The following is a 26509-nucleotide window of genomic DNA, read 5'->3' on the forward strand; positions in this document are numbered from 1 at the left end:
CATGAACAGGTAGTTAATGTAACTAAACCAAAATATATCGGATTTGCTCGCGCAAATGTCCGTGAAATGCAGGTGTAAAATGAGAGCTGTCGACATTATTCAGAAAAAAAGAGACGGTGGAGAGCTGAGCCGTGAGGAAATATCCTTTCTAATTCAAGGCTATAGTAAAGGTGAAGTTCCTGATTATCAACTTTCCGCTTGGGCTATGGCGGTTTATTTTCAAGGTATGAACGCACGGGAGACCGGCGATCTAACGATGGAAATGGCGATGTCTGGTGATCAAGTGGATCTGAGCCCAATCGCAGGCATTAAGGTTGATAAGCACTCCACAGGTGGAGTGGGAGATAAAACCACCGTGGTGCTTGCACCGTTGGTAGCCTCTGCTGGAGTACCGGTAGCGAAGATGTCCGGCCGCGGACTTGGGCATACAGGAGGTACACTTGATAAGCTGGAGTCGATCACTGGCTTTTCTATAGAGATGGATCGCGAGCGTTTCTTTGATCAAGTAGGGGAGATCGGAGCTGCCGTGATCGGCCAGTCGGGCAACATTACACCCGCTGACAAAAAGTTGTATGCCCTTCGGGATGTAACAGCAACTGTTGAATCCATCCCTCTTATTGCAAGCTCAGTGATGAGCAAGAAGATTGCAGCGGGTGCAGACGCCATTGTACTGGATGTCAAAACCGGCAGCGGCGCTTTTATGAAGACGCTTGATGATTCTATTGCGCTTGCCCAGGCTATGGTGGATATCGGCACCCATTTGGGTCGTAATACCGTTGCGATCATCAGTGATATGGATCAGCCACTGGGTTACGGGATCGGAAATGCGCTGGAAATTAAGGAAGGAATCGAGACCTTGAAGGGTCACGGTCCTAAAGATTTGCAGGAAGTCTGCCTTATTCTGGGCAGTCAGATGCTTGTTCTTGGCGGTAAAGCCAAGGATGAAGCGGAGGCTCGTTCGATTCTGATGACACATATTGAAGATGGCACAGCGCTGGAGAAATTCAAACAGATCGTGAGTGCGCAAGGCGGAGATGTTTCGCAAATCGATGATCCGGAGAAACTCCCTGCTGCTAAACGATTCATTGAAGTGAAAGCGAAGACTAAGGGTTACATTGAGGGGATTCAAGCAGAAGAAATCGGCATTGCTGCTATGCTGCTTGGTGCAGGACGTGAAACCAAGGAATCTGTAATAGATTTGGCTGTAGGTATTCAACTCTCTAAAAAAGTTGGAGATGCTGTAGAGATTGGGGATACACTTGCAGTATTGCATATCAATGATGCCAGTGATAAGAAAGTAGAGGAAGCTGAGGGCAAGGTGCTGGAAGCTTACCGTATTACTTCTGAATCGGTTCCACCATTGCCACTGGTATTCGCGCTTGTTACGAAGGATGGAGTAACACGGTACTAGCCAAGGAAATGTAATTATTTTCATGACAAAGACCTGAAATAGAGAGTAAAATAGCGAGCCTCCGTTAATAGGAGGCTCGCTGTTTTACGTTTTTGACGGAGCAGCTACAAATGCTTATCGATAAGATTGAAAATCTGAGAAGCCCCGCTGCTTGTATTACATAATACGACCACAGTCTCTCCACTAGCCGGATAGAAAGCCGATCGGAAGGAAACACCGGGATCGTAGCCCATAATGTGAAACTTGAACACTTTTTCTTCTCGGAGGGTGATCCATACACCATAACCATAATAGCCTTCACCATCCACATGTATGTGGGGAGTAAGCAACAATGAAGTGAGTACTGGACTCAAAAGGGTATGGTTCATTAGCCCGCTCCAGAATAACTGTATGTCGGGAGCGGTTACGAAAGCTCCACCGTCAGCGCCTCCTTTTACCGGGATTGAATAGATATTGCTTCTCCAGCGACCGTTCTCTTCCTCTATGTATCCTAGTGCACAGTTGGCTGGTAAGGCATCTAACGTAAAGTAACCGGATTGCTCCATTCCGCAAGGCTTAAAGATGTGAAGCTCCACATAATCGGAAAAGGACATTCCACTCAATTCCTCCACCAGAAGACCTAGCACAATATATCCGGCATTGTTGTAGTGGAAACGTTCACCAGGGGTCCACATCATGGGGAGGTTTCGAAACATCGGTACAAAGTCTTCCAGCTGCCGTAAAGTGTACATAGGTTGTGTCTTCCACAGTTCTTCGAAGTCATCCATGATTGTTTCATCAAAATAATCAGGAATCCCAGAGCTATGCGTAAGCAACTGATGTATGGTGATTTCAGAACTAAAGAGAGGGAACTCTACCTTCTTCAGATAGTCTGATAATCTGCTTTCGAAAGAAATCAATCCCCTTTCGACCAGTTGACAGACGGCAATTGCTGTGAATATTTTACACCCGGAAGCGATCCCGAACCGAGTATGAATATTGTTTTCGCGCTTATCCGACTTATTGGCATAACCGTGACAGCTGCTGGCGATTTCTTTATCATATTGTTTTGCTAGTACTACGCCTGAGAAATCGTTCTGTTTTGCTTCTGTCTCAATATAAGTTTCAAGTGGGTTCATTCGTATATTCACTCCTCTGTAAGACATTATAGGTTCTTAGTTAGCATTCGTGATAGTCTACGATTTACCTTTAAAAGTCCTAAAATGAGAGCTAAAAAAATGGAAATACTTTAAATTTGAAATATTATTTAATCTCCCCTATAATAAAAATGCTCTGCAACTGCTGCTGGGCTTTTTTTAATTGATGACATCCTTACTTCTTGAGATAAATAATTGTTGTTATTTCCTTAAAAATGGAATAATTTTCACCCTTTCTGACGAAACTGGAACACAGTACCTGTGATATGAAGGTTAACGTTCAGGAGGGGAACCATTGTGAGAAAAATGCGTTTTGCTGTGCTTGTGCTCTGTATCGCTGTATCGGTTCTAGGACCTATGTCAGGCGCTTATGCAGAAGAAAAAACCAAGGACTCTGGCAGTAATGCTGCCGCTGTAGACCTCGCACCGGGAGCACGTTCTGCTATTTTGATGGACGCTGGTACCGGAACTGTTATTTATGAGAAGAACAGCCATGATAAGCTGCCTCCCGCAAGTATTACGAAGATTATGACAATGTTACTAACGGTGGAAGCGCTGGATGAAGGAAGGCTGCAGCTGACTGATAAGGTGCGAACAAGTGAATATGCGGCTTCTATGGGTGGATCGCAGATTTTTCTGGAGCCTGGTGAAGAAATGTCGGTAGACGATATGCTCAAAGGTATCGCTATGGCTTCTGGTAATGATGCTTCTGTGGCGATGGCGGAGAAAATAGCTGGTTCAGAGAGTGCTTTTGTCGATCTGATGAATAAACGTGCAGAGGAACTGGGACTAAAAGATACCCATTTTGCCAACTGCAACGGTCTTCCAGCCGCCAATCACTATTCCTCAGCTTACGATATTGCGGTCATCAGTCGTGAGCTTTTGAAGCATGATCAAATTATCAAATATACCGGTTCCTATCAGGATTACTTACGTAAGGATTCAACCAAACCGTTCTGGTTGGTGAACACGAACAAGCTAGTGCGTTTCTACACTGGTGCTGATGGTTTGAAGACTGGTTATACTGCTGAGGCAAAATTCTGTCTGTCCGCTACAGCAGCAAGAGATGGCCTTCGTGCTGTCGCTGTTGTGCTAGGCGAGCCGAACACAAAGACACGCAATAGTGAAGTGTCAGGTATGTTCGATTACCTGTTCTCGCAATATAAAGTACACACGATCCACAAAGAAGGGGATGCCATCGGCACCCTAAAGATTGAAAAGGGCGTAAAATCCGAGCTGCCGATAACGGCCAAAGAGACGTACAGTGTTCTTTTGAAAAAAGGTGTGACTCAAGAAGGCATTCGCCACGAACTAGTATTGCCGGAAAGCGTGAAGGCTCCAGTAGCTGAAGGTCAATCTGTGGGCAAGCTAGTGGTCTACCAAGGAACCCAAGTGATTAAGGAATATGAATTAAAAGCAGGGGAAGCTGTGCCGAAAGCAGGCTGGTGGAAGCTCTTTAAGCGCACAACAGGCTCGATGTTCGGCGTAGATTAAAAACAGTTTTTTTGTAGATTACCCCCATGTACTCTGTAGATTCATAGGGGTTTTCTTCTAGTTTTGTCGTGAGGCAGGATTCCTGATTTGCCGCGTAGAAAACCTTGTCCTTGAAGGGAATAGGTACTGTCTTTCAAGGTCAGTTTTCAAAGCAACGAAGAGGAGAGTGGCAAGCATGAATTCTCATGTGGAGATGGAGCATCACAGGGGTGTGTTGATTGTCCGTTTATCAGGGGAGTTGGATCATCACGCAGCCGATTTTGTAAGAATGGATATGGATGAAGCGATTATGCGTGGTCAGGTATCGCATTTGGTTCTTAGTCTTAAGCATCTGCAGTTTATGGACAGTTCAGGCCTAGGCGTGATTCTGGGAAGGTATAAACTGATCCACAGTAAAGGTGGAAAAATGGTTGTGTGTGACGCAACGGCACCTGTGAAGCGGCTGCTGGAAATGTCAGGCCTGTTCAAAATCATGCCCCTATATGACGACGAGAGTACTGCACTCTCGGATTTGGAGGTTGCGTTATGACAAATAGTAAGGCTGGTAACTTCATGAACGTGCAGTTCGCTGCACGCTCGGAGAACGAATCGTTCGCACGTGTAGTCGTAGCGGCGTTCGTTTCCCGGCTTGATCCTACGATGGACGAGCTGAATGATCTGAAGACAGTCGTGTCGGAAGCGGTCACCAACTGTATTATTCATGGGTATGATAGTGATCCGGAAGGTATTGTGACCATTTCGGCATCGCTGGACAACGAAACGGTACATCTAACCATTGAGGATCAAGGACGGGGCATTGAGGATTTGGAGCTGGCGCAACAGCCGCTGTATACCTCTAAGCCAGAGCTGGAGCGGTCGGGCATGGGCTTTACTATTATGGAGAATTTCATGGATGAATTTGAAGTCACTAGTGAACCGGGACACGGTACTTCTATCTCAATGAAGAAAACCATCGTCTCGAAAAAAGCTTTATACAATTAGGGGTTGGAGCCATGGATGCAGAGTCAAAAAAAGCTCCGCCGACCTATTTGGACGATGCGGAGGTCAAACGTCTTATCGCGCTCAGTCAGGCCGGAGATAGTCTTGCCCGCGACACGCTTGTAAGCTGTAATATCCGACTGGTCTGGTCGGTAGTACAGCGGTTTATGAACCGCGGGTATGAGCCTGACGATTTGTTCCAGATCGGTTGCATTGGACTCCTGAAGTCCGTTGATAAATTTGACCTCAGCTATGAGGTCAAGTTCTCCACTTATGCGGTGCCGATGATTATCGGTGAAATTCAGCGTTTCCTTCGTGACGATGGCACCTTGAAGGTCAGTCGTTCCCTTAAGGAAATGGCTAATAAAGTTCGTAAGATGAAGGACGAAATGTCTAAAACGCTTGATCGTCTGCCTACGATTGGTGAAGTTGCGGAAGCGCTAGGGGTTACACCCGAAGAAGTGGTATTCGCTCAAGAAGCCAATAAACCACCGACCTCTATCCATGAGACGGTGTTTGAGAATGATGGAGATCCGATCACGCTGATTGATCAAATCGCTGACGAATCACAGGAGCGTTGGTTCGATAAGCTGGCATTAAATGAAGCTATCGGAGGCCTCAGTGAACGTGAACGTCTGATTGTCTATCTTCGCTACTATCGTGATCAAACGCAGTCGGAGGTCGCCAGTCGTCTAGGGATCTCTCAAGTGCAGGTATCCCGGCTGGAGAAGAAAATATTGCAGAATATCCGTGAGCAGATTGCTCAGTAGGATAAAGTTATTCATGTAATGACGCTTGTAAAATAGCGAATTAGAACAAAAAGCCGCCCCGAAAAGGGGGGGCTTTTTATGTGGAGGTGATCTCAATATGCATTCACTCGGCGACGAGAATGTGATCACATGGTCTATGGATATGGAAGAAAATCTACTGACGATGTCGAGAATTTTAGAGGAATGGGTTGGTTGCACAAGTAAGACTAAACAGCACAGCCCTAGTTTTTTACGGGAACTTGTGAATGTAGTGGATCGTGATCGATATGATGCCTACATGGAAAGATTAAATGCTGGTCATATCAGTAGTCTTGAGTATCGGATGCAACTACCTACTGAAGGACTGAAGTGGGTTCAAAATATCGGCACGCCTATCCTAAATAAGGAGAACAAGGTCTGCCGAATAGATGGAATTATGCTGGACATTACTGAACAAAAAAGGGCACAGATTCAGTTAGAGAGCACATTTTCTTTGTATCAACAGATGTTCTCTAATCTAGATGTGGCGGTTTGGTCTTACGATTACGTATCTAAGAAAGTGTTATTTATATCGGATGCCATTCTCAATATCACCGGTTATTCCGTTGAGCAGGCAAAAGAGGATGATTTTTGGCTTCGTATTGCTTATAAGGAAGAAAACCCCTTGATTCAAGAGATCATATCATCAGTTGGTCAAGGGATTCCACAACTTAGTGAATATCGAATCATCCACGCAAGTGGTGAGCCTCGATGGTTACAGGTCAGAATCATACCCAGTCTGGATGAATCCCAAGCGGTAGTTCGGCTTGATGGGATCTTGGCAGATATTACTGAAAGAAAGTTAATGAAGGAGGCTTTACTCAAAAGTGAACAGCGCTATAAATCCTTATTTGACTATAACTCAGACGTCGTATGTGAGGTGAATCTGCAAGGTAATATTTTGGCAATCAATTCTACGGCACAGCAAATTACTGGAGAAGCTTTAAGTATGGTCGGAGAGAATTTGTCCATCATGAATCTATTTGGAGCAGAGAATATGCCGAGGATGTTGGATTATTTCGGAAGAACAGTACGGGGATCTGCTCAGCACTATGTTGTGGCCTCTTCCCGTAAGGATGGATCAGTGAGCCATTGGTCTATGAAAAATATCCCGGTTTATGTGAATAGTCGTATAGTTGGGGCTTTTGTAGTTGCTAGAGATATAACATCAGCAGTAGAAGTAGAACACAAGTTAGCACAGCGTGAAGCAGAGTATAGACTTATTATTAATAACATGAAGGATATGATGGGGGTTTTGGATCAAAAAGGTAATTTCATTGTAGCCTCGCCTTCCTGCGAAACCCTAATCGGTATTCCTGTAGGTTTAATCAAGGACACTACCATCCTAGAGTATATCGATCCAGATGAGCAAGAAAACTTGCGTGAACAGATATCAAATATTTTTCGGACAAAAGCAAGCAAGATGTTTTACAATCGTTTTATTCACACAAAAGGTTATATCTTAAATTTAGAATGTCTTGCTACTCCTGTTCTAGGTGAGGATGGAGAAGTAATGAGTATCGTAATTGTAGCAAGAGACATTACTAAGAGAGTCCAAATGGAAAATGAATTAAGGGAAAGCGAGGAGTTCAATCAGCAGCTGATCAAGATGTCGCCTGAAGCGGTTGTTCTGCATAGCGATTATAAGTTTGTTTATGTAAATTTCTCTTGTCTTGGATTATTTGGAGTTAGCGATGAGAGTCAATTGATCGGTAAAAATATTTTCATTTGGGCGCACCCGGAGTATCTGCGGCTGTCGAAAGAACGCATGCGAGAGATCTATAAAGAACCCTATAAGATCTTAGCTCCTATTGAACAAAAAGTCGTACGTTCAGATGGAACGATTATCGATGTAGAGGTAACAGCTAGCTCCATTTTGTACAAAGGAAAAGTCGCATGTATCTCTATATTTAGGGATATTAGTGATCGAAAAAAAGCAGATGAGGACAGAGAACATACAGAGCAGATTATTCGAGAGAGTGAGGAACGGTATTTTCGCCTGCAAATGAGTCTCGATCAGTTCTCCCAAGATCTTTTTGGTGTGATGAAGATTAGTCATATGGAGCAGCGGTTACTTAGAGAAGTCAGAGAAACTCTGCAGATATCAAATATAAAATTTATCGCAGTTGAATCTAACCATGATAAATTATGTGAAATTATCGAGACTGAGCAAGGGTATTCACTCAAGATCGGGGAGTCCCGAGGAAAAAGCTACTTGCTATCGATTAACGAGAAGACGCTTTTACTAGAAATCGGCTCTATTCGAGTGTGGCTTGAGACGATTACCCGTTATGTCAGTGTTCTCTTTGATCATTTTTTGCTTATCGAAGATTTAACGAAGGATCTTGAGCTAGCAGCTTCTAAGCAAGTGGCTCCTACATGGCTTCTCCGATTTATGTTTAATTTATCCGAGAATGAGCGAAAAAGACTTGCTCAGGACTTACACGACTCAGCGCTTCAAGAACAGATTATCTGGTATCGTAAGCTGGATTTTCTTTTAGGTGAAAGGTCCATTAATGGGGAACTTAGAGAACAACTAGAACAGATCTCAGAAGGTTTACTTGATGTTATTTATCAACTGCGGATTATTTGTAACGAGCTCCGACCTCCTGCATTAATCAATGAAGGTCTTATCTCCTCGCTGGAGACGTTGTTTGAATTTACGCAGCTACGTACCAACTATCAGATTTATTTCGAGTCTGAAGGGTTCACGCATAAGTTAGATGATGAAGTGCTTATAGGTCTGTACCGTATTGTGCAAGAGCTTTTAGCTAATGCAGCAAAGCACTCTTTTGCGACAGAAGTCTACATCACCTTAGCTAGTGAAGAGAATCATATTCATTTGGATTATAAAGATAACGGAATCGGAATGAATTTATTTGGTGAGGATTCACTTACAAGTATGGGGATTTATGGGATGAAGGAAAGGGTTCGAAGTATGGATGGGTCAATAGTATTCCGATCGCCAGATAAAAAGGGATTAGCGGTCAATATATCTATACCTGCAGATTAATCATGCGGCATAACAATTGGATAGAGGGGTAGTCATAGGCATGATTCAAATATTGTTAGTGGATGATCATCCATCTGTTATGGAAGGGACTAAAATGATATTAGAGCAAGAGGGAGACATGAAGGTTACTCTAGCTAATTCAGCGAATGAAGTGCTTGAAATGGTGAGTAGTCATTCCTTTGACGTAATGTTATTTGATCTTCATATCGCGGATGTGAATGGGATTGATTTGGCGAAGCAAGTATTAACAATGAACGCGGATGCGATTATCTTAATCTACACCGGATATGAATTTACTAACAAATTTAACCTGATGATCGAATCGGGGATCTTTGGTTTTATCTCAAAAACAACCAATAGAGAGCAGTTGATTACAGCGGTAAGATGTGCATTAAGAGGGGAAGTCATTCTACCGCGGACCTTAGTCAAGCAGTTAAGAAAAGTACCGCCTAAAGGATTAGAAATCAATGATGAACAAACAACCTCCATGATTAGCAAAAGGGAACATGAAATGCTGACGGAAATCGCAAAAGGAAAAAGTAATAAGGAAATAGCGGAGATTGTGCTTATGAGTCAGCGGTCACTAGAATATAGTTTAACGAATTTGTTCCAAAAGCTAAATGTGAAATCTAGAATTGAAGCGGCTATTAAAGCTAAACGGCTCGGAATATTGAAGGAATCAGATTTTACTAATTCATTGTGAAAATACGTAACAACCCTATAGATTGAAATCCCGATCACTAGATAGTGAGGCGGGATTTTTTGTTTTGCGCTTCATTGCGGAGGTGCGCAATAATTTTGCGTGATCACGCTATTTTTTTTCGGTTACCATATTCTGCTTACCGTTTATGATGAAATAGTTCCTAAGAATTACTAAAAATTGACTAACGTAATGAGGTGCAGAAGGATGAAATGGTTTTATAATTTGAGAACAGCAGTGAAGCTAATCTCAGCATTTGTGTTGGTATCAGTCATTTTATGCTTTGTAGGATTCTATGGAATAAGTAATTTGAGTAAGATGGATGAGTCCATCGAGGATATGTATAAAAATCGCTTAACACCGATTGCCTATCTCGGTGAAGCGAATGAACTTTTTTTAACGAATAGAATAAACATCCGGGATATAAATACGATGGCCCAAACCGAGGTGAAGAAAAAAGAATATCGGGATAAATTACATAAGAATGTCCAAAGCATTGAAGACATCATGAGTAAATATAGTAAGACAAGATTGAGAGAAGAAGAATTAGAGAAAATGAAGGATTATCCTGAGATCTGGCAACGCTATACCACCAGCGTGGATCATGCAATTGAATTGGATAAGAAGATCATTAGTAATGAAGAATATACGAATTATTTGCTGACAGGAGATTTACAGCTGGCCACTACAGAGATGACGGATTTCTTGCAAGGTTTAATTGACATCAATATGAAGCAGGCACAGGAATCCAGTGATACTGCCAATGAATTATATCAATCCTCTCGGTTGATTACCTTTAGTGTTACTATCATTGCACTTTTAATCAGCGTGGGTTTTGGCTATCTAATCTCGCAAATTATAGCACGGCCTCTTAATCAAGTGATGCGCCTGCTAGGTAAAGTAGCCAATGGAGACTTAAGCGAAACTTCGAATCTAAATTCTAAGGATGAGATCGGAAAACTTGCGAATTCTGTGAATGAAATGGTTCTGAACTTAAGACATACTGTGGGGGGGATTTTATCCTCTGCGGAAAGTGTCTCGGCGGCAGCACAGCAAATATCAGCAAGTACTGAGGAAGTAGCTAGCGGCAGTATGAGTCAAGCCACTGCAGCGCAAACGATGAATGAGTTGTTCCGAGAATTGTCTGAAGCGATTAATTCAGTAGCTCAGAGTGCAGAGCAAGCCTCAGAACTGTCAGATCATACGATGCGTATTGCTCAGGATGGAGGTGCGGTGGTTACTGACTCCATTCAAGGGATGACGTTACTTAACAACCAAATGTCTAGACTAGAAGAAGGCTCAGATAAAATTGGCGAGATCATTGCGGTCATTGATGATATTGCAAAACAGACAAATTTGCTGGCTCTTAACGCAGCTATAGAAGCGGCTCGTGCAGGTGAACAGGGCCGAGGTTTTGCCGTTGTAGCGAATGAAGTAAGAAAGCTAGCAGAGCGGAGCAGTGAGGCTACTAAGCAAGTCACGGACATAATTAAAGAAATGCAAAAAAATACACACCAAAGTGTGAATGCGGTAGTCGAAGGCGTAGCTTTTTCACAAAAAAATGGGGAAGCCTTTGATCATATTCTCTCTATGGTGAACGATACCGCTCATAAAGTAACAGAAATCGCTGCTGCCAGTGAAGAACAGGCCGCGCAGTCATCAGAGGTGTTGTACTCGATTGAGAGCATATCGGCAGCAACGGAAGAAATGGCGGCAAGCAGTAGTGAAACGGCAACAACGGCTAATGCATTAGCACAGCTTGCGGAGGAACTAAATGCACTCGTATCTATTTTTAAAGTTAAATAAACCGTGTCATGGGGATCATCATTGATAGGAGAGGAGAAGTAGTGCAAAAGTTAAAGGTGCTCGTTGTAGCTACTTCAGTAATAATGCATAAACAGATCTCGAACCTTATTGCGGAGGATTCAATTATCGAGGTCATTGGAGCAGCTCGAAATGCATCCGAAGCGGTTAGCATGGTTCAAGAACTCAGGCCTGATGTCGTGACGATTGATATAGAAGTGCCGGAATTGAATAGTTTAGTAGCGCTCTCTAGTATTATGTCACAACGTCCAACCCCTATCCTTATCCTAAGCTCGGGGTCAAAGGATGGAATAACAGCAACCATCACAGGTCTACAGAACGGAGCAGTGGACTTTATATCCAAGCCCACTCAAATCCATGGACCTGATTTATCCCAAATAAAAGACGAGCTAATATTCAAAATTAAACAAGCTGCTCAAATTCCTTTGAGAACCCTTATCCTTAACAATATTACTGTTTCGAAAGTGATGATAGGACTACAGGCAGAAGACAATTCTAAGAACGGATGTACGGATGAATTCGATCAAATCGTAGCCATAGGATGTGGAGTTGGTGGTCCGAAGGCGCTTGAAATCGTAATTAGCTCGCTCCCGGCAAACTTCCCATATCCTTTATTAATCGTTCAGCATATGCCACCCAAGTATACGAAAGTATTAGCAGAACGATTGAATCGATTCTCAAGTGTACGGGTGGTTGAGGCGAAAGATGATCAATTGGTACTTGGAGGAACGGCATATATTGCACCTGGTAATTGTCATATGACTGTAGTTCAGCAAGGGCAAGTATGTAGAATCAAACTTCACAAGAAAGCTCCATTGAACGGATACCGTCCATCCATTGATGTATTGTTCGAATCGATTTCTGGACTGAAAAGCTTGAAGCAGCATTTGATTTTAATGACGGGAAGGGGAAACGATGGCGCAAGAGGCATGCTGAATGCCAAACAAGCTGGCGCCCAATCTACCCTTGTAGAGTCGCAAGAGACTTCGATTGTAAATGAAATGCCTGAAGCGGCGGTTGAGCTCAAGTGCGTGGATTATGAAGCTCCTTCATTTTTGTTAGCCTCGAAGATTATGGAGGTTACGGGGATGTTGGACGAACAAATTTGATGAATAAATTATTACCATAGGCGTTGGTAGGAGGAAAATCCACCAACGCTTTTTTATGTAAACCTAGGGTTTCATCCCAAGTGGGGATAAAAATCCTATAGATTTATTCCATGTTGACACCTACAAATGATAACGATTATCATTTGAGTTGTGAATGGCTTTATTTGTATTGGCGAAGAAGGAGAGGCTTTCGATGGCTTTAAAAATATTGAATTTGGAGATTCATGATCTTTTTGAACAATTTACAGAGCGGATAGAAGGGCATGTTGAGCACAACCAGTGGGAACAACGTCTTACCATACCCTCGCATATCGGTCAGGGAAGCATTACTCGTACGCGAATTCGTCCAGGTATGGAGATCATGTATACGGATATAACTTACGAACAAGATATGAAGCTCTACATTCAGGAAGCTTGTCCGTTGTTCGAACTAAGCTATAACGTGAGTGGAGAAATCTATTGCGAATGGAACGGCAAGGAAAGTCATACGGAGAAACAAACAGGCAATGTTCTTTTTTTAGAGGATGTTCAGGTGTATGAAGAGAAAAAAGCTGGTGTCCCCAATCAATTGTTAGAAATACGGCTAGCTCCTAGCGAACTGCTGTATTATGCCGGAGATCTAGCGGAGAAACAACAGATGGAGAACTGGCTTAAACATCATCGTGGAAATATTGACCGTTATCCTGACACTGCGGCGATTCGAAAATGTGTCTTTGAAATGATCCATTGTACATATCATGGAACATTGAGACGATTATATATGGAGAGCAAAGCGCTTGAATTTATCGCTTTATTTGGGGAGTCCGATGGTTACGGCTCTATGAGCGGGAGTATGACGTTCCGGCCTGATGATATTATAAATCTAAAGCGGGTACATGAGTTGGTGCAAATCCATTTCGAACAACCGCTGTCCATACGTGAGTTAGCCAAGCGGGTAGGCATCAATGAATTCAAGCTAAAAAAGGGTTTCCGTGAGTTATTTGGCATGACGATCTTCGAGCTTGTTCGTATAAAGCGGATGGAGAAGGCGCTTTGGTACATGGAGGTAGAAGGTTTGAATATAGGAAAAACAGCCGTTTCGGTCGGATATAGTAATGTCAGCAATTTCACGACAACCTTCCGTAAGCACTATGGCTGCAATCCAAGCGAGTACTTAAAACGTATCGAACAACAGACTTTGGAGCGAAATAGGATCTAGAAGGATTTGTACTTATAGATGGCTTCAAGCAGTAGAACATAGGGTTCGGAATCGAACACTATATTCTGCCTGCTTGAGGTTTTTTTGTGTTTGCTCCCTTATCAAGGAGTAAACCTCCCTTAACAGGTAGAGAAAAAGACTATTCTAATTGATAATCATTATCATAGATTTCATAAAGAGGTGGTAATACAATGCAAGGAGTTGATTCGCGACGTTGGTATGCGCTATGGGTTATTCTACTTCCAACTTTACTCATTTCATTGAATACTTATATGATTCAAGTCGCCCTTCCATTAATGCAAAATCGCTTGAATGCGAGCTTCTCTGAAGCACAGCTTATCGTCACCGGATTTTCGCTAGGATTAGCTGTGGCGTTGATCATTAGTGGAAAGCTTGGGGATGTATACGGCAGAAAACGAATGCTGATTATCGGAGTGAGTGGATTTACGATTATGGCAGTGTTGGGTGGTTTGACCTCAGATCCGACACTTCTGATTGTTATTCGCATCGTACAAGGTATGGCAGCTGCGCTTGTCCAGCCTCAGGTTTTGTCTACACTTCAGGTCAGCTTTCTGCCAAAGGAAAAAGGGCTTGTTTTCGGTATTTATGGTGCAATGATTGGCATTGGATTCGCTTTCGGATTTATTCTCGGAGGCACTATTGTGAATTGGAATCCGTTCGACCTCGGTTGGCGAACGGTATTTTTTTTCAATGTGCCTTTCGGACTTCTCGTCTTGCTGTTAATGCCGATTGTTCCTGAAACACGGGCCGAGCAAACGCACAGTATTGATTGGATGGGAAGCTTCCTACTACTGATCGGTTTGTTCCTGCTAATCTATCCGTTATCAGAGGGACAAAAACAAGGGTGGCCATTGTGGATCTCAGGCTGTCTAATTATAGCTTTATTCGTGTTGTTTACTTTTATCTGGGTTGAAAATCGGAAAGGAAAGCAGGGGAATTGTCCATTAGTCGATCTGTCTATTTTCAGACATCGAACATTTAGTGTAGGTCTGGCGACTGTGCTTGTCCTTTATCTAGGTATGTTCTCCTTCTTTTTTGTTTTAAGCTACTATATGCAATTTGGCTTGCACTATAATGTTCAAGATACGAGTTTGGTTTTTTTGGCTATAGGTATAGGCTTTTTTCTGACTTCCCTGAGATCGTCTCGAATAGTCAGAAGATGGAGTATGAAAGTACTTAAAATAGGAGCGTTGATGATGGGATGCTCTAGTTTATTGCTTATATGGGAGCTAAATGTGGATGCGACGCATCTACTGGGCGCACGAAATATTTTAATATTATTGATATATGGCTTCGGTCTCGGCATGGCTACTACACCATTAGTCAACGTCACGCTCAGTTCAGTACCAGCAAGGATTACGGGCACAGGATCAGGTCTGATCACTACATTTATGTATTTAGCAAATTCGTTAGGGGTGGCTCTAATCGGTATTTTGTTCTCCACTTCGTTGAAGCATTCTCTTTTGGAAGCAGATTTATCGGATTATGTAAGGGCGTTTTCCTTCTCACTGGCAGCTATCGGAGGACTTGCTTTTACTGGTTTTGTTTGTCTTTGTTTCTTGCGAGAGCGGAAATGATAGAGGAGGAATCAAGTATTCTTGTTCTGTGAGGAATCTAACAACTGTTCTCTTCACTTAGTTTTATAGTATTTACAGGAATAACATAATTCCATTTAATGTTAATCCGCCAAGCTATGAAGGGGACGGTGCGAGCATGCCTATTCTAGAGGTAGAGAATCTCTCAAAAGAATATAAAGGCAAGGGCAAAATGAATGTGTTTCGGGCGCTAAACGGCATAAGCCTGAGTGTGGATAGCGGAGAGCTTGTTGCGATTATGGGGCCTTCGGGGAGTGGTAAAACGACGCTGCTAAACATCCTTAGCGGGATCGACACGGAATATAGTGGGGTAGTCCGGATTGCAGAGACTAGTATAAGCGAGATGTCTAAGAATGAGCTTGCACTGTTTCGCCGGCAGCGAATGGGGTTCGTTTTTCAAGATTACAATCTGCTGAATAGCCTGACCCTACGGGAAAATATAATGGTGCCCATGGTTCTGGATGACCAAGAGGTAGACGACATCAATACCAAGACAGATGAGACGTTATTGCTCTTTGATCTGGGCGAGGTGAAGGATAAATATCCGTATATGGTTTCAGGAGGACAGCAACAACGAGCGGCGATTAGCAGAGCGATTATTAATGATCCGGAGGTGATCTTTGCGGATGAGCCGACGGGGAATTTGGATTCCAAATCCTCAAGTATAGTAATGAAGACCTTCGCCAAACTGAATGCTCTGAAAGGAGTAACAATTGTGATGGTCACGCATGATCCTTTTGCGGCCAGCTATTGTAATCGCGTGCTCTTTATCAAGGATGGGAAGGCTCTATTAGAGATTACTAGGGACAATAAAGAACGGAGAGCATTTTTTGATAGGATTCTGGAGAGTCTGGCCTTCATTGGAGGGGGAGAAGATGACCTTTAGGAGAATGGCTATTCAGATGTTTAAGGCGAACCTTAGAAGGTACTTGTTATTTTTCCTATGCAGCAGCTTTACGATTATGGTCTTTTTCGCCTTTTACTCCCTGTATATAAACCCTGATTTTAATGACCCCTATCAAGTGAATGGAATGGTGTCTGGTAATTTATATGCTCCTTTCTTGGTTATGAGAGTGTTTGCTGTTCTATTTATTGTATATGCGCAAATGGCTTTTTTGAAATTTAGAAAAAGCGACTTTGGGCTGTTAATGGTTCTTGGAATGACGAGCCACAATATCCGTAAAATTATTTTGTTAGAAAATAGCTTGATTGCATTAGCTTCGATTCTCACGGGTTTAGGTGCAGGGACGGTCTTCTCCGGTCTTTTCTTCTTCATCATCTCGTTGTTTGTTAATATAGGGGGCAGTTCTTTTTCACTTACGCTGGAAAGTTATCTGTATACCATTAAATTCTTCGGGATTATTTACATAGCTGTGATTGGAATCCAATTAATATTAACGCTGAGATACAACATTGTACGCCTTCTAAAAGAATCCAGAACCGCAGAACGTAGCCTTCTTCATGGTAAAATCACAGGGATCATCGGAGTCGTACTACTTGGGATCTCCGTTTATGATATGATTACTCATTACAGTCCTGATGATGCCCGTATGATGTTAATCAATCTGGGAGTAAGTATGGTGGGTGTCTATTTGCTGCTGTCAGGACTTGGGGACTGGATGAAACTTTTTATATCGCGATCAAGCAGAGCCTATCACAAGCATTTAATGTTTAGCTCCGATTTGAACTATACCCTTGGTCGCTCCAAAATAGTGCTTTCTCTTATCACCTTCCTCGTCTTCATAACAATTTCTCTAAGCGGTATTATCTTTTATATTACCTGGGATGCTGAGAATATTCCTGTGAAAAACAACCCTTATGATATTGCCTATGCAGAAGTATTCGGGAAAAATAGCCTTCCATCTGAGACACTCAGCGAAATCACGGATCATGGTGCTACACCGCTGATTTCACACCAAACGCTTGAATACATTGATTTGTTCAATTTCAAGGTATTTTTGGATCAAAACATCAACACATTAATCGGCAGTGATTATCATGTGGAGAAAGATCACTTTCTTAATCTTGCCTTAGTTGCTCGAGGAGAAGAATGGAAGAATCAAAGACCAGAGATGCCCACCTTCGAAATGAAGCTTTCTTCCGGGAATCATACGTTGTACTCACAAGGACTTATTTTTAAAATGCTATTTAACCCTGTGCCGAATCTTATGAATGGTCTTCATGTTATTGTAAACGAAGAGGACTATATGGCGCTGAAAGCGGAAAATAAAAAAGCGATCGGTAACCTTCAGCTCCTGAATTTTATGGATTGGAAAAAAACTGTGGATATAGATGCTAAGTTAAATGCCGCTTTAGCCAAATATAACAAAGACAATACAGAGTCCTGGTATGGCAATGAACGGCACGAAGCTCTCGTATTCTCTACGAAGTCTAGAATAAGTGACTATCTACAGTTACAGGAGTCTGGCCGATTTGGAATCTTCGTAATTTCATTTGTTGGTTTAATATTTTTCGGCGCCTCCGGGATAGTGCTGCATTTCAGTATTCAGACCGATTTAGAGCGTGAGAGGATCAAATTCAGGAAGCTGAACAAGATTGGAATTACTTCTAAGGACGTGGCTCGCATTATAGGCGGCCCTTTAAAAGTGCTGTTTTTTCTCCCGTATGCATTAGGTATTGCATTGTCTTCTTTTTATGTTGTTAGTTCTTCCAGGGTTGAAATGTCTACAGCTCTGGAGCCGATGTGGTTTTGTTTGTTGGTAGGTGGAGCGTATCTTTTATTACAAGTCCTCATTTATCGTATATACACCAAAATATACACACGCAATATGCTAGCACATATCGAACTGCTTGATGTTCCCACAACGAATAATACAAGATGTAAATTTAATTCCAATTATGATAATATTAACAAATAAAACGTAGGGGGATTCCATTTGAAAAAGATTTTTTCCAGAATTGCAGTCGCATTAATGATCTTGACCCTTGTTGCGATAGTCACTTGCTTTTATATTGGTGAATTCACCTATGCGTATGGATTAATTTTGGTGCTGTTTTTCGTATTTGCTGGGATGGGGCAGCTCTATAAGCTTAAAAATGATGAGTATATGTACAAAAAATTAAATAACACCGATGAGTATAATGAATATACTAGATGATATAAAATTAACAGAAACTTCTTATGTATAACCAAAACACCCCACTTTAGGCGATGCCTAATAAGTGGGGTGTTTCTTTATGTGTCTATTCTTATTTCTTACCGTTGCGCTCAAGAATCATATCAACGAACAGATCGATTTGTGCGGTAATGGCAATAGGATCATAGCGATAGAAGGTATCAAAATCGTTGTAGAACAGATGGTCGTTCTTCGCAGCAGCAAGTCCGTTCCAAACGGGTGATTCCTTCAGCTCTTTCAGCTTATCACCTTTTTTATCAGGATCATAAGTAGTTAGGAACATGTAATCCGCTGCATATTCTGGCAATAGCTCCATGGATAGCTGAAGTGTTTGGTTGTCATTGCTGTTCTTAGTAGGCATTTTCAGCTTAAGTGCATTATATAGGGCTTGTCCACCACGGCCTGCATTGTTACCGAAGGTCCATAGCTCACCTTTGTCAGTCAGCTCATAAATTCCGAATGTATCATTATCATTCACGACACCTTTAAGCTTTTCGCGGCCTTCAGCAGCCTTTTTCTCAAAGTCAGCAATGAATTGCTCAGCTTTATCAGGTGCTCCTACAATATCTCCAAACAGTTTTACGGTTTCATAGATGTTCGTAGCAGTTCCGTATGGTATATGAATGGTTGGAGCGATTTTGGATAAAGCATCATAGTTGTCGTCGTACATAACTACAATTAGATCAGGTGCAAGTTCTAATGCTTTCTCAGCGTTGACTGGAGCACCAACATCTTGTGTGTTTTTGAGCAGGTCTTTCAAGAAGGGGTTATCAAAAGTACTAGGTTCAACGCCTATGACGTTAGCTCCAACGGAGAGTAATTCCCCACCATAATAATCTGTAACGATCCGCTGAGGTCTAACTGGGATTTGAACAGTACCTTTAGTAGTTTCATAGCTGCGCATTTCGGCAGCGGAAGCATCAGGAACAGCTGTTGCCTCTGCACTCGGGGCTGTTGTTGTTTCAGTTGTCGCTGTTGGTGTATTAGATGAAGCATTGTTGTTTCCCCCGCAAGCCGTCACAAATACAGACAATAACATTACGAGTGCCAGGATGGGGAAAAGGGTCTTTCTTTTTAGCATGGTAAACCTCCCTAAGTATATGTACCAAATAATAATAATGAGAATCATTATCAATATTATTTTCAATTTGAACTGTATCAAAGCTTAGAATTTCTGTCAATGCAATAAATTAAATGGTTCCAATTAAATCTATCTATTGCCAAACCTAGGAAATGTAATTTACAATAGTCTAATGATAATGAGAATCAATTTCACAGAAATAGGGTGGCATTCATGAATCAACAGATAACTACCAGGATAGGAGCCGATAAAGGAGTAGTTAAACGAGAATTTCGTTCACGTCCTTGGGCGGCAACATTAATCTTGGTCGGCGGTCTGGCGCTATTATTATTAGGAATTGCTGTTTCCGTCTCCTTCGGTGCAGCAGATATTAAGCTGTCTGTGGTATGGTCAGCTGTGTTTCACTTTGATCCGGAGATCATGGATCATCAGATTATTAGAGAATTAAGATTACCTCGTGTACTTGGCGGGGCAATGATAGGGGCTAGCTTTGCAGTTGCTGGCGCCATTATGCAAGGGATGACGCGAAATCCATTGGCTGATTCAGGTCTGATGGGTATCAACTCAGGTGCAGGATTTGCGCTTGCACTATGTTTTGCTTTTTTTCCAAATTTATCGTTTATGTATTTGATTCTATATTCTTTCGTGGGTGCCGGCGTAGGCGCGGGCGTCGTATACGGAATTGGATCACTTGCTAAGGGAGGATTAACTCCTGCTCGTTTGGTGCTGGCCGGTGCTGCTTTTAGTGCGCTTTTGTCGGCACTGAGTGAAGGGGTAGCTTTATATTTTCACATCGGTCAAGATTTAGCCTTCTGGTATGCGGGAGGTGTGGCTGGAACGAAATGGATCCAACTCAAAATCATGTTCCCTTGGATAGGGGCCGCTTTAATTGGTGCAATGGTAATCTCTCGATCGATCACGATGCTCAGTTTAGGTGACGATGTTGCGAAAGGTCTAGGTCAGCGTACAGGGCTTGTGAAGTTAGCAGGTGCATTAATCGTATTGATTTTGGCTGGATCATCGGTTGCCGTAGTTGGTGCAGTTGGTTTCATTGGACTAATTATTCCGCATTTGACACGATTTTTTGTGGGTGTCGATTACAGATGGATTATTCCGTGTTCAGCGATCCTCGGCAGTTTACTTGCTGTATTTGCAGATTTAACTGCGCGGATGATTAATCCACCTAATGAAACGCCACTTGGCGCTATTATTGCACTGATTGGTGTACCATTCTTCCTTTATCTTGCACGTAAAGAAAGGAGGGAGCTGTAATGATGGAAAAGACGACATTCGGTTCCTTCGAAGCCGCCAAAAACAAACGGGGCTTAATTATCATGATTTCGTTGGCTGTACTAATTGTGATTGCTTTTATTATTAGTATGAATACAGGTTACATACGTTTGACTCCTATGGAGTTGATTAATACATTGTTCGGTAAAGGAACCGACAAGCAGGAGTTAATCTTGTTTCAGTTTCGGCTGCCACGTATTGTGATTTCCGTTCTAATTGGGGCAGGTCTGGCTGTATCCGGTGCTGTGATGCAGGGCGTCTTTCGTAATGCGTTGGCGGACCCTGGTATCTTAGGGATTAATGCTGGTGCAGGAATTATGGTTATGTTGTTAATCTCTTTTTACCCTACGGCAACCGCGGCTCCAGTGTATCTGCTGCCAATGGTAGCGTTCGTCGGTGCGGGGCTTACAGCTGCCTTAATCTATGCTCTAGCTTATAAACGGCACCAAGGAATATCGCCTATGCGTCTACTGTTGACTGGTGTAGCTGTCGCAGCTGGGATGAGTGCAGCTATGATCGTGCTTACGCTAAGGCTTGATCCAGAAAAATACCAATTCGTCGCTACTTGGCTAGCAGGCAGCATTTGGGGAACAAGCTGGAAGTTTGTACTTTCACTCCTACCGTGGATTCTTATTCTGGTGCCTTATGTCATCTATAAGGCAAGGGTGATGAACGTACTGAATCTAGGGGAGCAGACCGCTGTGGGACTTGGTGCCGCAGTAACGAAGGAACAATTTCGGCTTCTTGCGGCTGCGGTAGGATTAGCAGCGGCGAGTGTCGCTGTCAGCGGTGGAATTGGTTTTGTGGGATTGGTCGGACCCCATTTGGCGAGACGGTTAGTTGGGCCGAAGCATCAACTCATGCTTCCGACTTCGGCACTGCTTGGGTCACTACTCGTTATTACAGCGGATACCATTGGACGCTGGATCCTCCAGCCGTCTGAGATTCCTACGGGTATCGTTGTAGCTGTAATTGGAGCACCATACTTTTTGTATTTGTTAGCCCGTACGAAATCTTGATGAAAGTAGGCTGATCTCTCACCAGAAGGAGCGAATTATTAACATGTTGCGTCGTTTTTTTGCTTACTATAGGCCCTATAAGGGATTGTTTATTCTTGATTTTTCTTGTGCGATTGCTGCTGCACTACTTGAACTGGTCTTTCCGTTAGCCGTTAACCGGGTAGTAGATGATCTGCTGCCAAGCGGCAATTGGAGATGGATACTCTATTCATGCCTCGGCTTGCTGGGGATATATATTGTCAGTGCCTTTATGCATTTTGTCGTCACTTACTGGGGGCATAAGCTGGGGATTAATATCGAATCGGATATGAGAAAAAAGCTTTTTGACCGAGTTCAGAAGTTATCTTTCAATTTCTTTGACAACAACAAGACCGGCCATCTAGTATCCCGGATGACAAATGATTTGATGGACATCGGTGAGATTGCCCACCACGGGCCAGAGGATCTCTTTATAGCAGTAATGACGCTGCTCGGTGTGTTCGGCATTATGCTCAGTATCAATTGGCAATTAGCTATTCTGACGTTTGTGATCGTTCCGCTTATGATTTATTTATCCATGTACTTCAGCCGGAAAATGTCTAAAGCCTTCCACATTATGTTCGCGGATATTGCTGACTATAACGCACGCGTGGAGAACAATGTAAGCGGGATCCGCGTTGTGCAAGCTTTTGCTAATGAGAATCATGAAATTTCCCGTTTTGCGGTCAATAACGAACGCTTCCGTATAACAAAGCTGATGACCTATCGAATTATGGCTTGGAATTCATCCTTTAGCTTTGTTCTCATGAAACTGGTCTCGTTATTTGTTCTCGTATGCGGAACATATTTTGTAATCCAGAAGCAAATGACCTACGGTGAATTTATTGCTTTTGTGATGTTGTCCAATGTATTTTTAGGACCATTACAACAGATTAACTCGGTCATTGAGACCTATCCCAAAGGCATTGCAGGTTTCAAACGTTATCTCGAACTGCTGGAGACGGAGCCGGATGTTGATGATGCGATTGACGCTAAGACAGTTCATGATCTTAAGGGGAATATAACCTTCCATGATGTGGCTTTCGCCTACAGCGATAAAGAGAACGTACTCCAAAATGTGAATCTGTCGATTCAAGCAGGAGAGACCGTTGCTCTGGTCGGTCCATCTGGTGCGGGTAAGACAACGCTTTGTAGTCTACTACCTCGCTTCTATGATGTAAGTGAGGGTAATATTAGCATTGATGGAATTGATATTCGTTCCATGAAGCTTGAATCTCTTCGTTCACACATCGGGATTGTACAGCAAGATGTATTTCTGTTTGACGGAACCATCCGTGAGAATATCGCTTACGGGCGGTTGGGTGCCTCCGATGAAGAAATCTGGGAGGCAGCACGGCGCGCCCAATTGGAAGAGCTGATCAAATCCCAGCCTGCTGGACTGGATACTATGATCGGGGAGCGGGGCGTTAAGCTCTCTGGAGGTCAGAAGCAGCGGCTGTCCATTGCCCGGATGTTCCTGAAGAATCCAACGATTCTCATTCTAGACGAAGCCACATCGGCGTTGGATACCGAGACGGAGTCCGCAATTCAGGAAGCACTTGCAGAGTTGTCACAAGGTCGTACGACGCTTGTTATTGCTCATCGATTGGCAACGATCAAGAATGCCGACCGTATTGTTGTTGTTGCGGAAGGTGGTATCGCTGAACAAGGCAGACATGAAGAACTGTTACAGACTACTGGAATTTACAGTCGACTACATGAGGCACAATTTGGAGCGTAAGAAGCTAAGGGCATCAATAGAATATACTTTTGGAGGGACATAATGAACAATCAACTGGAATTATACGATGTAACGATTATTGGCGGCGGACCTGCTGGGATGTATACAGCTTTTTATAGTGGAATGAGAGACCTCAAGACGAAGTTGATTGAAGCGAAGGATGAGCTCGGAGGAAGAATGCTTATTTATCCTGAAAAAATGATCTGGGACGTAGGCGGAGTAACGCCGACTCTTTGTCATCAGCTGATCGGGCAGCTCAAGGAGCAGGCGCAGACCTTTGAACCCACCATTGTGTTGGGACAGCAAATTATGAATCAAGAGAGACAAGAAGACGGGACATATATCTTAACCTCGTCTACCGGGGAACAACACTGGACACGAACCGTTATTCTGGCAATTGGTTACGGAATCCTACAAATGGCTAAGCTCGAAATCGAAGGTGCGGATCGCTATGAGGTGACGAATCTTCATTATACCGTTCAGGAGCTAGAGCCATTCCGTGGTAAAAGGGTGCTGATCTCCGGCGGAGGAGACTCTGCAGTAGACTGGGCAAATGAACTGGAGTCGATTGCAGCAAGTGTAACGATTGTTCACCGTCGTGAACAGTTTGGGGGTCATGAGAAAAATATTGTGCGGATGAAGGAATCTTCGGTCAATGTCCGCGTGCCCTATGCAGTAAGCCAATTACACAGCAGTAATGGGGAAACGATAGATCAGGTGACGATCAACCACATAGAGACAGGTGAATCAGAGCAATTTGAAGTGGATGCAGTGATCGTAAACCATGGTCTTAAGAGCGATTTTGGTCCGTTAAAAGAGTGGGGCCTTGATATGGGCGAATGGTGTGCGAACGTATCTGATAAGCTGGAGACCAATCTCCCAGGCATATTTGCAGCTGGTGACTTTGTGGATTATACAAGTAAGGTACGTTTAATTGCCGGTGCCTTCACCGATGCAGTTCTGGCGCTTAATAGTGCCAAGCTGTTCATAGATCCAACTGCGGCTAAAGTTGCTTATGTGTCTTCTCACAATGAGCGGTTCAAAGAGAAGAATAAGGCGCTTGGTGTCGTTGACGACCATTAATAGCGGTAAATTCTTAAGGAATAGGTTTGATTTTAATGTTGTGCGTATAGGGCTTCTTATCCATTTCGAGCGGAGAGAAAAACCTTATGCGCCTTCTTTATATTTCAAGGTTTAATAGCCTGATGATCTGGAAGGGAGCAGGAATGAAGCTATCTAATAATAACCTGGTACACAGAATTTATATGTTAAAAGAGGCTGGGAAACGCCAATGCGGCGGTGGTCACATCAGTAATCTCCAGATGGCCCAGTCCCCACTCTTCCTGACACCAAAAGAAGCTACCGTTCTAATAACCATTGAAGGAGAGACAGTAGCTCTTAAAATAGGTGAAATTCTTTTTTTAAGCGCAGGTGCGACTTATCATATTAATGCTCCATTAGAGTCCGTTATCTCTGTTCTAGCAATCTCCTATGAGGTATATGGGCTAAGCAATAGCACTGAGCAAGAATTGGTCTATGGACTTTGCCGTGAATTTTTTCCGGTCAATGGGATTTTACCAGTACGTACGACGAATAAAATAACCCGCTTATTCAGCGAATTGGAAGACGTTGCTGCCAATAATTTAGAAGCACAGGCAGATAGAATTCAATCCTTGCTGCATCAGCTGCATCAACTGGTTGTAGAGGCTGATACTGAAGCAGACATTACGGATAGTTCATATTTCAGAATGCTCTCTTATATTCACCAGAACATCCAAAAGGAGATTACGCGAGAGATGATGTCTAGAATGATGGGATTTAATCCTCGCTATTTCTCAGTATGGTTCCGCAAGCAGACGGGGTGGAGCTTCACCGAATATGTAGCTCATTTAAGAGTGAATAAAGCGAAAAAATATTTGATGTCCAGTCAAGCAACAATCCAGCAAATTTCTCAAAAAGTAGGCTATTCAGATGGACTATATCTGAGCCGGAAATTCAAGCAAGTCACCGGGATGACTCCAACAGATTTCCGTTTGCGTCCCAAACCGAAGCGGATTGTAGCGTTGCAATTTTTCGGGGATTTACTTGCGCTGGGTGTGAAGCCTGTCGCGGTTGAAAAAGATGTGATGAACTACTCATTGCTTTTACAGCCGGAACTGGCGGATGTACGATCGTTTGAGTTGCAGGGATGTTCGGCGGAAGCGGACTTGTCTGGACTGGAAGCTGATATAGTCATTGCACCGACCTATCTGAGCCCCCGTCAGCTTAAATGGATGGAAAAGTTGGGTCCACTAGTTACGGTGGAATGTGATGAAATGGACCGCTTAGAACAGATTCGTTTATTCGGCAGACTGCTGGGAGAAGAGGAGAGGGCAGAAGCATGGATAAGACACTATCATTTGAAAATAGATTTGGCCAAGCAGCGCTTGTCCTCACTAATTGAATCTGGTGAAACGGTAGCGGTGTATGAGATTAGGCAAGATAACAGTATTTATATCTGGAATCATACAGCCCGAGGTGTGTACAATCTGTATCCAATGCTAGGGTTAGCTCCGCCGGACAAGGTAAGGTCAGATGTTCTGGAGCGGAATGATCATCTATGCATCTCACTGTCGGAATTGCCAATATACGCGGCTGACCATATGTTTGTGGTTGTATCAGGACGAGAGGACTGGATGTCGAGAACACGTAAACGCATTAGCAAGAGTGTGGTTTGGCGCAATCTTCCAGCATTCAGGAATGAACGCATATATTACCTCAAGCTTGAGGAATTTTGGGGCAGCGAAGGGCTTGCACTCGAACGTCAGTTGGAGATACAGACAGATTTGTTAATCGGCCATAAGTTAAGCTGACAATCGTCCATAGCCAAATTGATGTATTAGCGTGTATATATGTTTTCCCACGGAGACGTTATATTAAACATGGATCTAAATGATATTGATTATCAATATCACAA

21 protein-coding genes are annotated in these 26509 nt (G+C 43.0%); 19 read left to right on the forward strand and 2 right to left on the reverse strand.

The window, feature by feature from the left end:
- Positions 1 to 79: 79 nt before the first annotated feature.
- Positions 80 to 1411: a pyrimidine-nucleoside phosphorylase gene (locus tag ACQKMP_RS10420; protein ID WP_042190358.1), complete on the forward strand. Its 1332-nt coding sequence runs from the start codon at positions 80 to 82 to the stop codon at positions 1409 to 1411.
- Positions 1412 to 1515: 104 nt separating this feature from the next.
- Here ACQKMP_RS10420 and ACQKMP_RS10425 read toward each other — a convergent pair whose 3' ends face one another.
- Complete coding sequence (locus ACQKMP_RS10425) at positions 1516 to 2529, reverse strand: serine hydrolase domain-containing protein (RefSeq protein WP_427469342.1); 1014 nt, start codon at positions 2527 to 2529, stop codon at positions 1516 to 1518.
- Between the two features lie 324 nt (positions 2530 to 2853).
- Here ACQKMP_RS10425 and ACQKMP_RS10430 point away from each other — a divergent pair, with 324 nt between their 5' ends.
- From ACQKMP_RS10430 to ACQKMP_RS10490, 13 genes are all read left to right on the forward strand, one after another.
- Complete coding sequence (locus ACQKMP_RS10430) at positions 2854 to 4041, forward strand: D-alanyl-D-alanine carboxypeptidase family protein (RefSeq protein ID WP_042194299.1); 1188 nt, start codon at positions 2854 to 2856, stop codon at positions 4039 to 4041.
- Positions 4042 to 4216: 175 nt separating this feature from the next.
- A complete protein-coding gene (gene spoIIAA / locus ACQKMP_RS10435) occupies positions 4217 to 4570 on the forward strand; it encodes an anti-sigma F factor antagonist (RefSeq protein WP_042129729.1) in 354 nt (117 codons plus the stop codon).
- Complete coding sequence (spoIIAB, locus tag ACQKMP_RS10440) at positions 4567 to 5022, forward strand: anti-sigma F factor (protein WP_042129726.1); 456 nt, start codon at positions 4567 to 4569, stop codon at positions 5020 to 5022. Before spoIIAA ends, spoIIAB begins: the two co-directional genes overlap by 4 nt.
- An 11-nt stretch (positions 5023 to 5033) precedes the next feature.
- Positions 5034 to 5789 (forward strand): RNA polymerase sporulation sigma factor SigF, encoded by a 756-nt coding sequence (gene sigF / locus ACQKMP_RS10445; RefSeq protein ID WP_042129724.1) that lies wholly within the window; start codon positions 5034 to 5036, stop codon positions 5787 to 5789.
- Between the two features lie 97 nt (positions 5790 to 5886).
- Positions 5887 to 8820, forward strand: coding sequence for a PAS domain S-box protein (locus ACQKMP_RS10450; protein ID WP_427469343.1), 2934 nt, complete (start codon positions 5887 to 5889; stop codon positions 8818 to 8820).
- Positions 8821 to 8860: 40 nt separating this feature from the next.
- The gene (locus ACQKMP_RS10455; RefSeq protein ID WP_427469344.1) at positions 8861 to 9523 is read left to right on the forward strand and encodes a response regulator transcription factor; all 663 of its coding nucleotides are present in this window, start codon (positions 8861 to 8863) and stop codon (positions 9521 to 9523) included.
- A 204-nt stretch (positions 9524 to 9727) separates the two neighbouring features.
- Positions 9728 to 11326 carry a HAMP domain-containing methyl-accepting chemotaxis protein gene (locus tag ACQKMP_RS10460; RefSeq protein WP_427469345.1) on the forward strand — a complete coding sequence of 533 codons (1599 nt, stop codon included), beginning with the start codon at positions 9728 to 9730 and terminating at the stop codon, positions 11324 to 11326.
- A 41-nt stretch (positions 11327 to 11367) separates the two neighbouring features.
- On the forward strand, positions 11368 to 12453 hold the full coding sequence (cheB, locus tag ACQKMP_RS10465; protein ID WP_427469346.1) for a chemotaxis-specific protein-glutamate methyltransferase CheB: 1086 nt from the start codon (positions 11368 to 11370) through the stop codon (positions 12451 to 12453).
- Positions 12454 to 12646: 193 nt separating this feature from the next.
- Complete coding sequence (locus ACQKMP_RS10470; RefSeq protein ID WP_427469347.1) at positions 12647 to 13651, forward strand: helix-turn-helix transcriptional regulator; 1005 nt, start codon at positions 12647 to 12649, stop codon at positions 13649 to 13651.
- Between the two features lie 191 nt (positions 13652 to 13842).
- Entirely contained in the window at positions 13843 to 15249 is a 1407-nt protein-coding gene (locus ACQKMP_RS10475; protein ID WP_427469348.1) for an MFS transporter, read from the forward strand.
- A gap of 136 nt (positions 15250 to 15385) precedes the next feature.
- The gene (locus ACQKMP_RS10480; RefSeq protein WP_427469349.1) at positions 15386 to 16153 is read left to right on the forward strand and encodes an ABC transporter ATP-binding protein; all 768 of its coding nucleotides are present in this window, start codon (positions 15386 to 15388) and stop codon (positions 16151 to 16153) included.
- Positions 16143 to 18146 carry an FtsX-like permease family protein gene (locus ACQKMP_RS10485; protein ID WP_427469350.1) on the forward strand — a complete coding sequence of 668 codons (2004 nt, stop codon included), beginning with the start codon at positions 16143 to 16145 and terminating at the stop codon, positions 18144 to 18146. Before ACQKMP_RS10480 ends, ACQKMP_RS10485 begins: the two co-directional genes overlap by 11 nt.
- An 18-nt stretch (positions 18147 to 18164) precedes the next feature.
- A complete protein-coding gene (locus tag ACQKMP_RS10490; RefSeq protein ID WP_042190339.1) occupies positions 18165 to 18386 on the forward strand; it encodes a hypothetical protein in 222 nt (73 codons plus the stop codon).
- A 91-nt stretch (positions 18387 to 18477) separates the two neighbouring features.
- On the opposite strand, the gene ACQKMP_RS10495 is transcribed toward ACQKMP_RS10490, so the two are convergent.
- Positions 18478 to 19485: an ABC transporter substrate-binding protein gene (locus ACQKMP_RS10495; RefSeq protein ID WP_379424389.1), complete on the reverse strand. Its 1008-nt coding sequence runs from the start codon at positions 19483 to 19485 to the stop codon at positions 18478 to 18480.
- A 213-nt stretch (positions 19486 to 19698) separates the two neighbouring features.
- Here ACQKMP_RS10495 and ACQKMP_RS10500 point away from each other — a divergent pair, with 213 nt between their 5' ends.
- From ACQKMP_RS10500 to ACQKMP_RS10520, 5 genes are all read left to right on the forward strand, one after another.
- Positions 19699 to 20757, forward strand: coding sequence for a FecCD family ABC transporter permease (locus tag ACQKMP_RS10500; RefSeq protein WP_042190334.1), 1059 nt, complete (start codon positions 19699 to 19701; stop codon positions 20755 to 20757).
- Between the two features lie 2 nt (positions 20758 to 20759).
- Positions 20760 to 21794, forward strand: coding sequence for a FecCD family ABC transporter permease (locus tag ACQKMP_RS10505; RefSeq protein WP_042194295.1), 1035 nt, complete (start codon positions 20760 to 20762; stop codon positions 21792 to 21794).
- Positions 21795 to 21837: 43 nt separating this feature from the next.
- Positions 21838 to 23553, forward strand: coding sequence for an ABC transporter ATP-binding protein (locus ACQKMP_RS10510; RefSeq protein ID WP_042190332.1), 1716 nt, complete (start codon positions 21838 to 21840; stop codon positions 23551 to 23553).
- Between the two features lie 42 nt (positions 23554 to 23595).
- On the forward strand, positions 23596 to 24636 hold the full coding sequence (locus ACQKMP_RS10515; protein WP_042190330.1) for an NAD(P)/FAD-dependent oxidoreductase: 1041 nt from the start codon (positions 23596 to 23598) through the stop codon (positions 24634 to 24636).
- 143 nt (positions 24637 to 24779) lie between these two features.
- Positions 24780 to 26405, forward strand: coding sequence for a helix-turn-helix domain-containing protein (locus ACQKMP_RS10520; protein ID WP_427469351.1), 1626 nt, complete (start codon positions 24780 to 24782; stop codon positions 26403 to 26405).
- Positions 26406 to 26509: the final 104 nt, after the last annotated feature.

It is taken from the genome of Paenibacillus sp. NPDC101420, from assembly GCF_050277435.1.
Lineage (GTDB): Bacteria > Bacillota > Bacilli > Paenibacillales > Paenibacillaceae > Paenibacillus_AQ.

What these genes read in the sequence shown, in the direction of transcription:
- ACQKMP_RS10420 (WP_042190358.1), top strand. Translation starts at nt 80, where the DNA reads ATGAGAGCTGTCGACATTATTCAGAAAAAAAGAGACGGTGGAGAGCTG.
- ACQKMP_RS10425 (WP_427469342.1), bottom strand. Translation starts at nt 2,529, where the DNA reads ATGAACCCACTTGAAACTTATATTGAGACAGAAGCAAAACAGAACGAT.
- ACQKMP_RS10430 (WP_042194299.1), top strand. Translation starts at nt 2,854, where the DNA reads ATGCGTTTTGCTGTGCTTGTGCTCTGTATCGCTGTATCGGTTCTAGGA.
- spoIIAA (WP_042129729.1), top strand. Translation starts at nt 4,217, where the DNA reads ATGAATTCTCATGTGGAGATGGAGCATCACAGGGGTGTGTTGATTGTC.
- spoIIAB (WP_042129726.1), top strand. Translation starts at nt 4,567, where the DNA reads ATGACAAATAGTAAGGCTGGTAACTTCATGAACGTGCAGTTCGCTGCA.
- sigF (WP_042129724.1), top strand. Translation starts at nt 5,034, where the DNA reads ATGGATGCAGAGTCAAAAAAAGCTCCGCCGACCTATTTGGACGATGCG.
- ACQKMP_RS10450 (WP_427469343.1), top strand. Translation starts at nt 5,887, where the DNA reads ATGCATTCACTCGGCGACGAGAATGTGATCACATGGTCTATGGATATG.
- ACQKMP_RS10455 (WP_427469344.1), top strand. Translation starts at nt 8,861, where the DNA reads ATGATTCAAATATTGTTAGTGGATGATCATCCATCTGTTATGGAAGGG.
- ACQKMP_RS10460 (WP_427469345.1), top strand. Translation starts at nt 9,728, where the DNA reads ATGAAATGGTTTTATAATTTGAGAACAGCAGTGAAGCTAATCTCAGCA.
- ACQKMP_RS10470 (WP_427469347.1), top strand. Translation starts at nt 12,647, where the DNA reads ATGGCTTTAAAAATATTGAATTTGGAGATTCATGATCTTTTTGAACAA.
- ACQKMP_RS10475 (WP_427469348.1), top strand. Translation starts at nt 13,843, where the DNA reads ATGCAAGGAGTTGATTCGCGACGTTGGTATGCGCTATGGGTTATTCTA.
- ACQKMP_RS10480 (WP_427469349.1), top strand. Translation starts at nt 15,386, where the DNA reads ATGCCTATTCTAGAGGTAGAGAATCTCTCAAAAGAATATAAAGGCAAG.
- ACQKMP_RS10485 (WP_427469350.1), top strand. Translation starts at nt 16,143, where the DNA reads ATGACCTTTAGGAGAATGGCTATTCAGATGTTTAAGGCGAACCTTAGA.
- ACQKMP_RS10495 (WP_379424389.1), bottom strand. Translation starts at nt 19,485, where the DNA reads ATGCTAAAAAGAAAGACCCTTTTCCCCATCCTGGCACTCGTAATGTTA.
- ACQKMP_RS10500 (WP_042190334.1), top strand. Translation starts at nt 19,699, where the DNA reads ATGAATCAACAGATAACTACCAGGATAGGAGCCGATAAAGGAGTAGTT.
- ACQKMP_RS10505 (WP_042194295.1), top strand. Translation starts at nt 20,760, where the DNA reads ATGGAAAAGACGACATTCGGTTCCTTCGAAGCCGCCAAAAACAAACGG.
- ACQKMP_RS10510 (WP_042190332.1), top strand. Translation starts at nt 21,838, where the DNA reads ATGTTGCGTCGTTTTTTTGCTTACTATAGGCCCTATAAGGGATTGTTT.
- ACQKMP_RS10515 (WP_042190330.1), top strand. Translation starts at nt 23,596, where the DNA reads ATGAACAATCAACTGGAATTATACGATGTAACGATTATTGGCGGCGGA.
- ACQKMP_RS10520 (WP_427469351.1), top strand. Translation starts at nt 24,780, where the DNA reads ATGAAGCTATCTAATAATAACCTGGTACACAGAATTTATATGTTAAAA.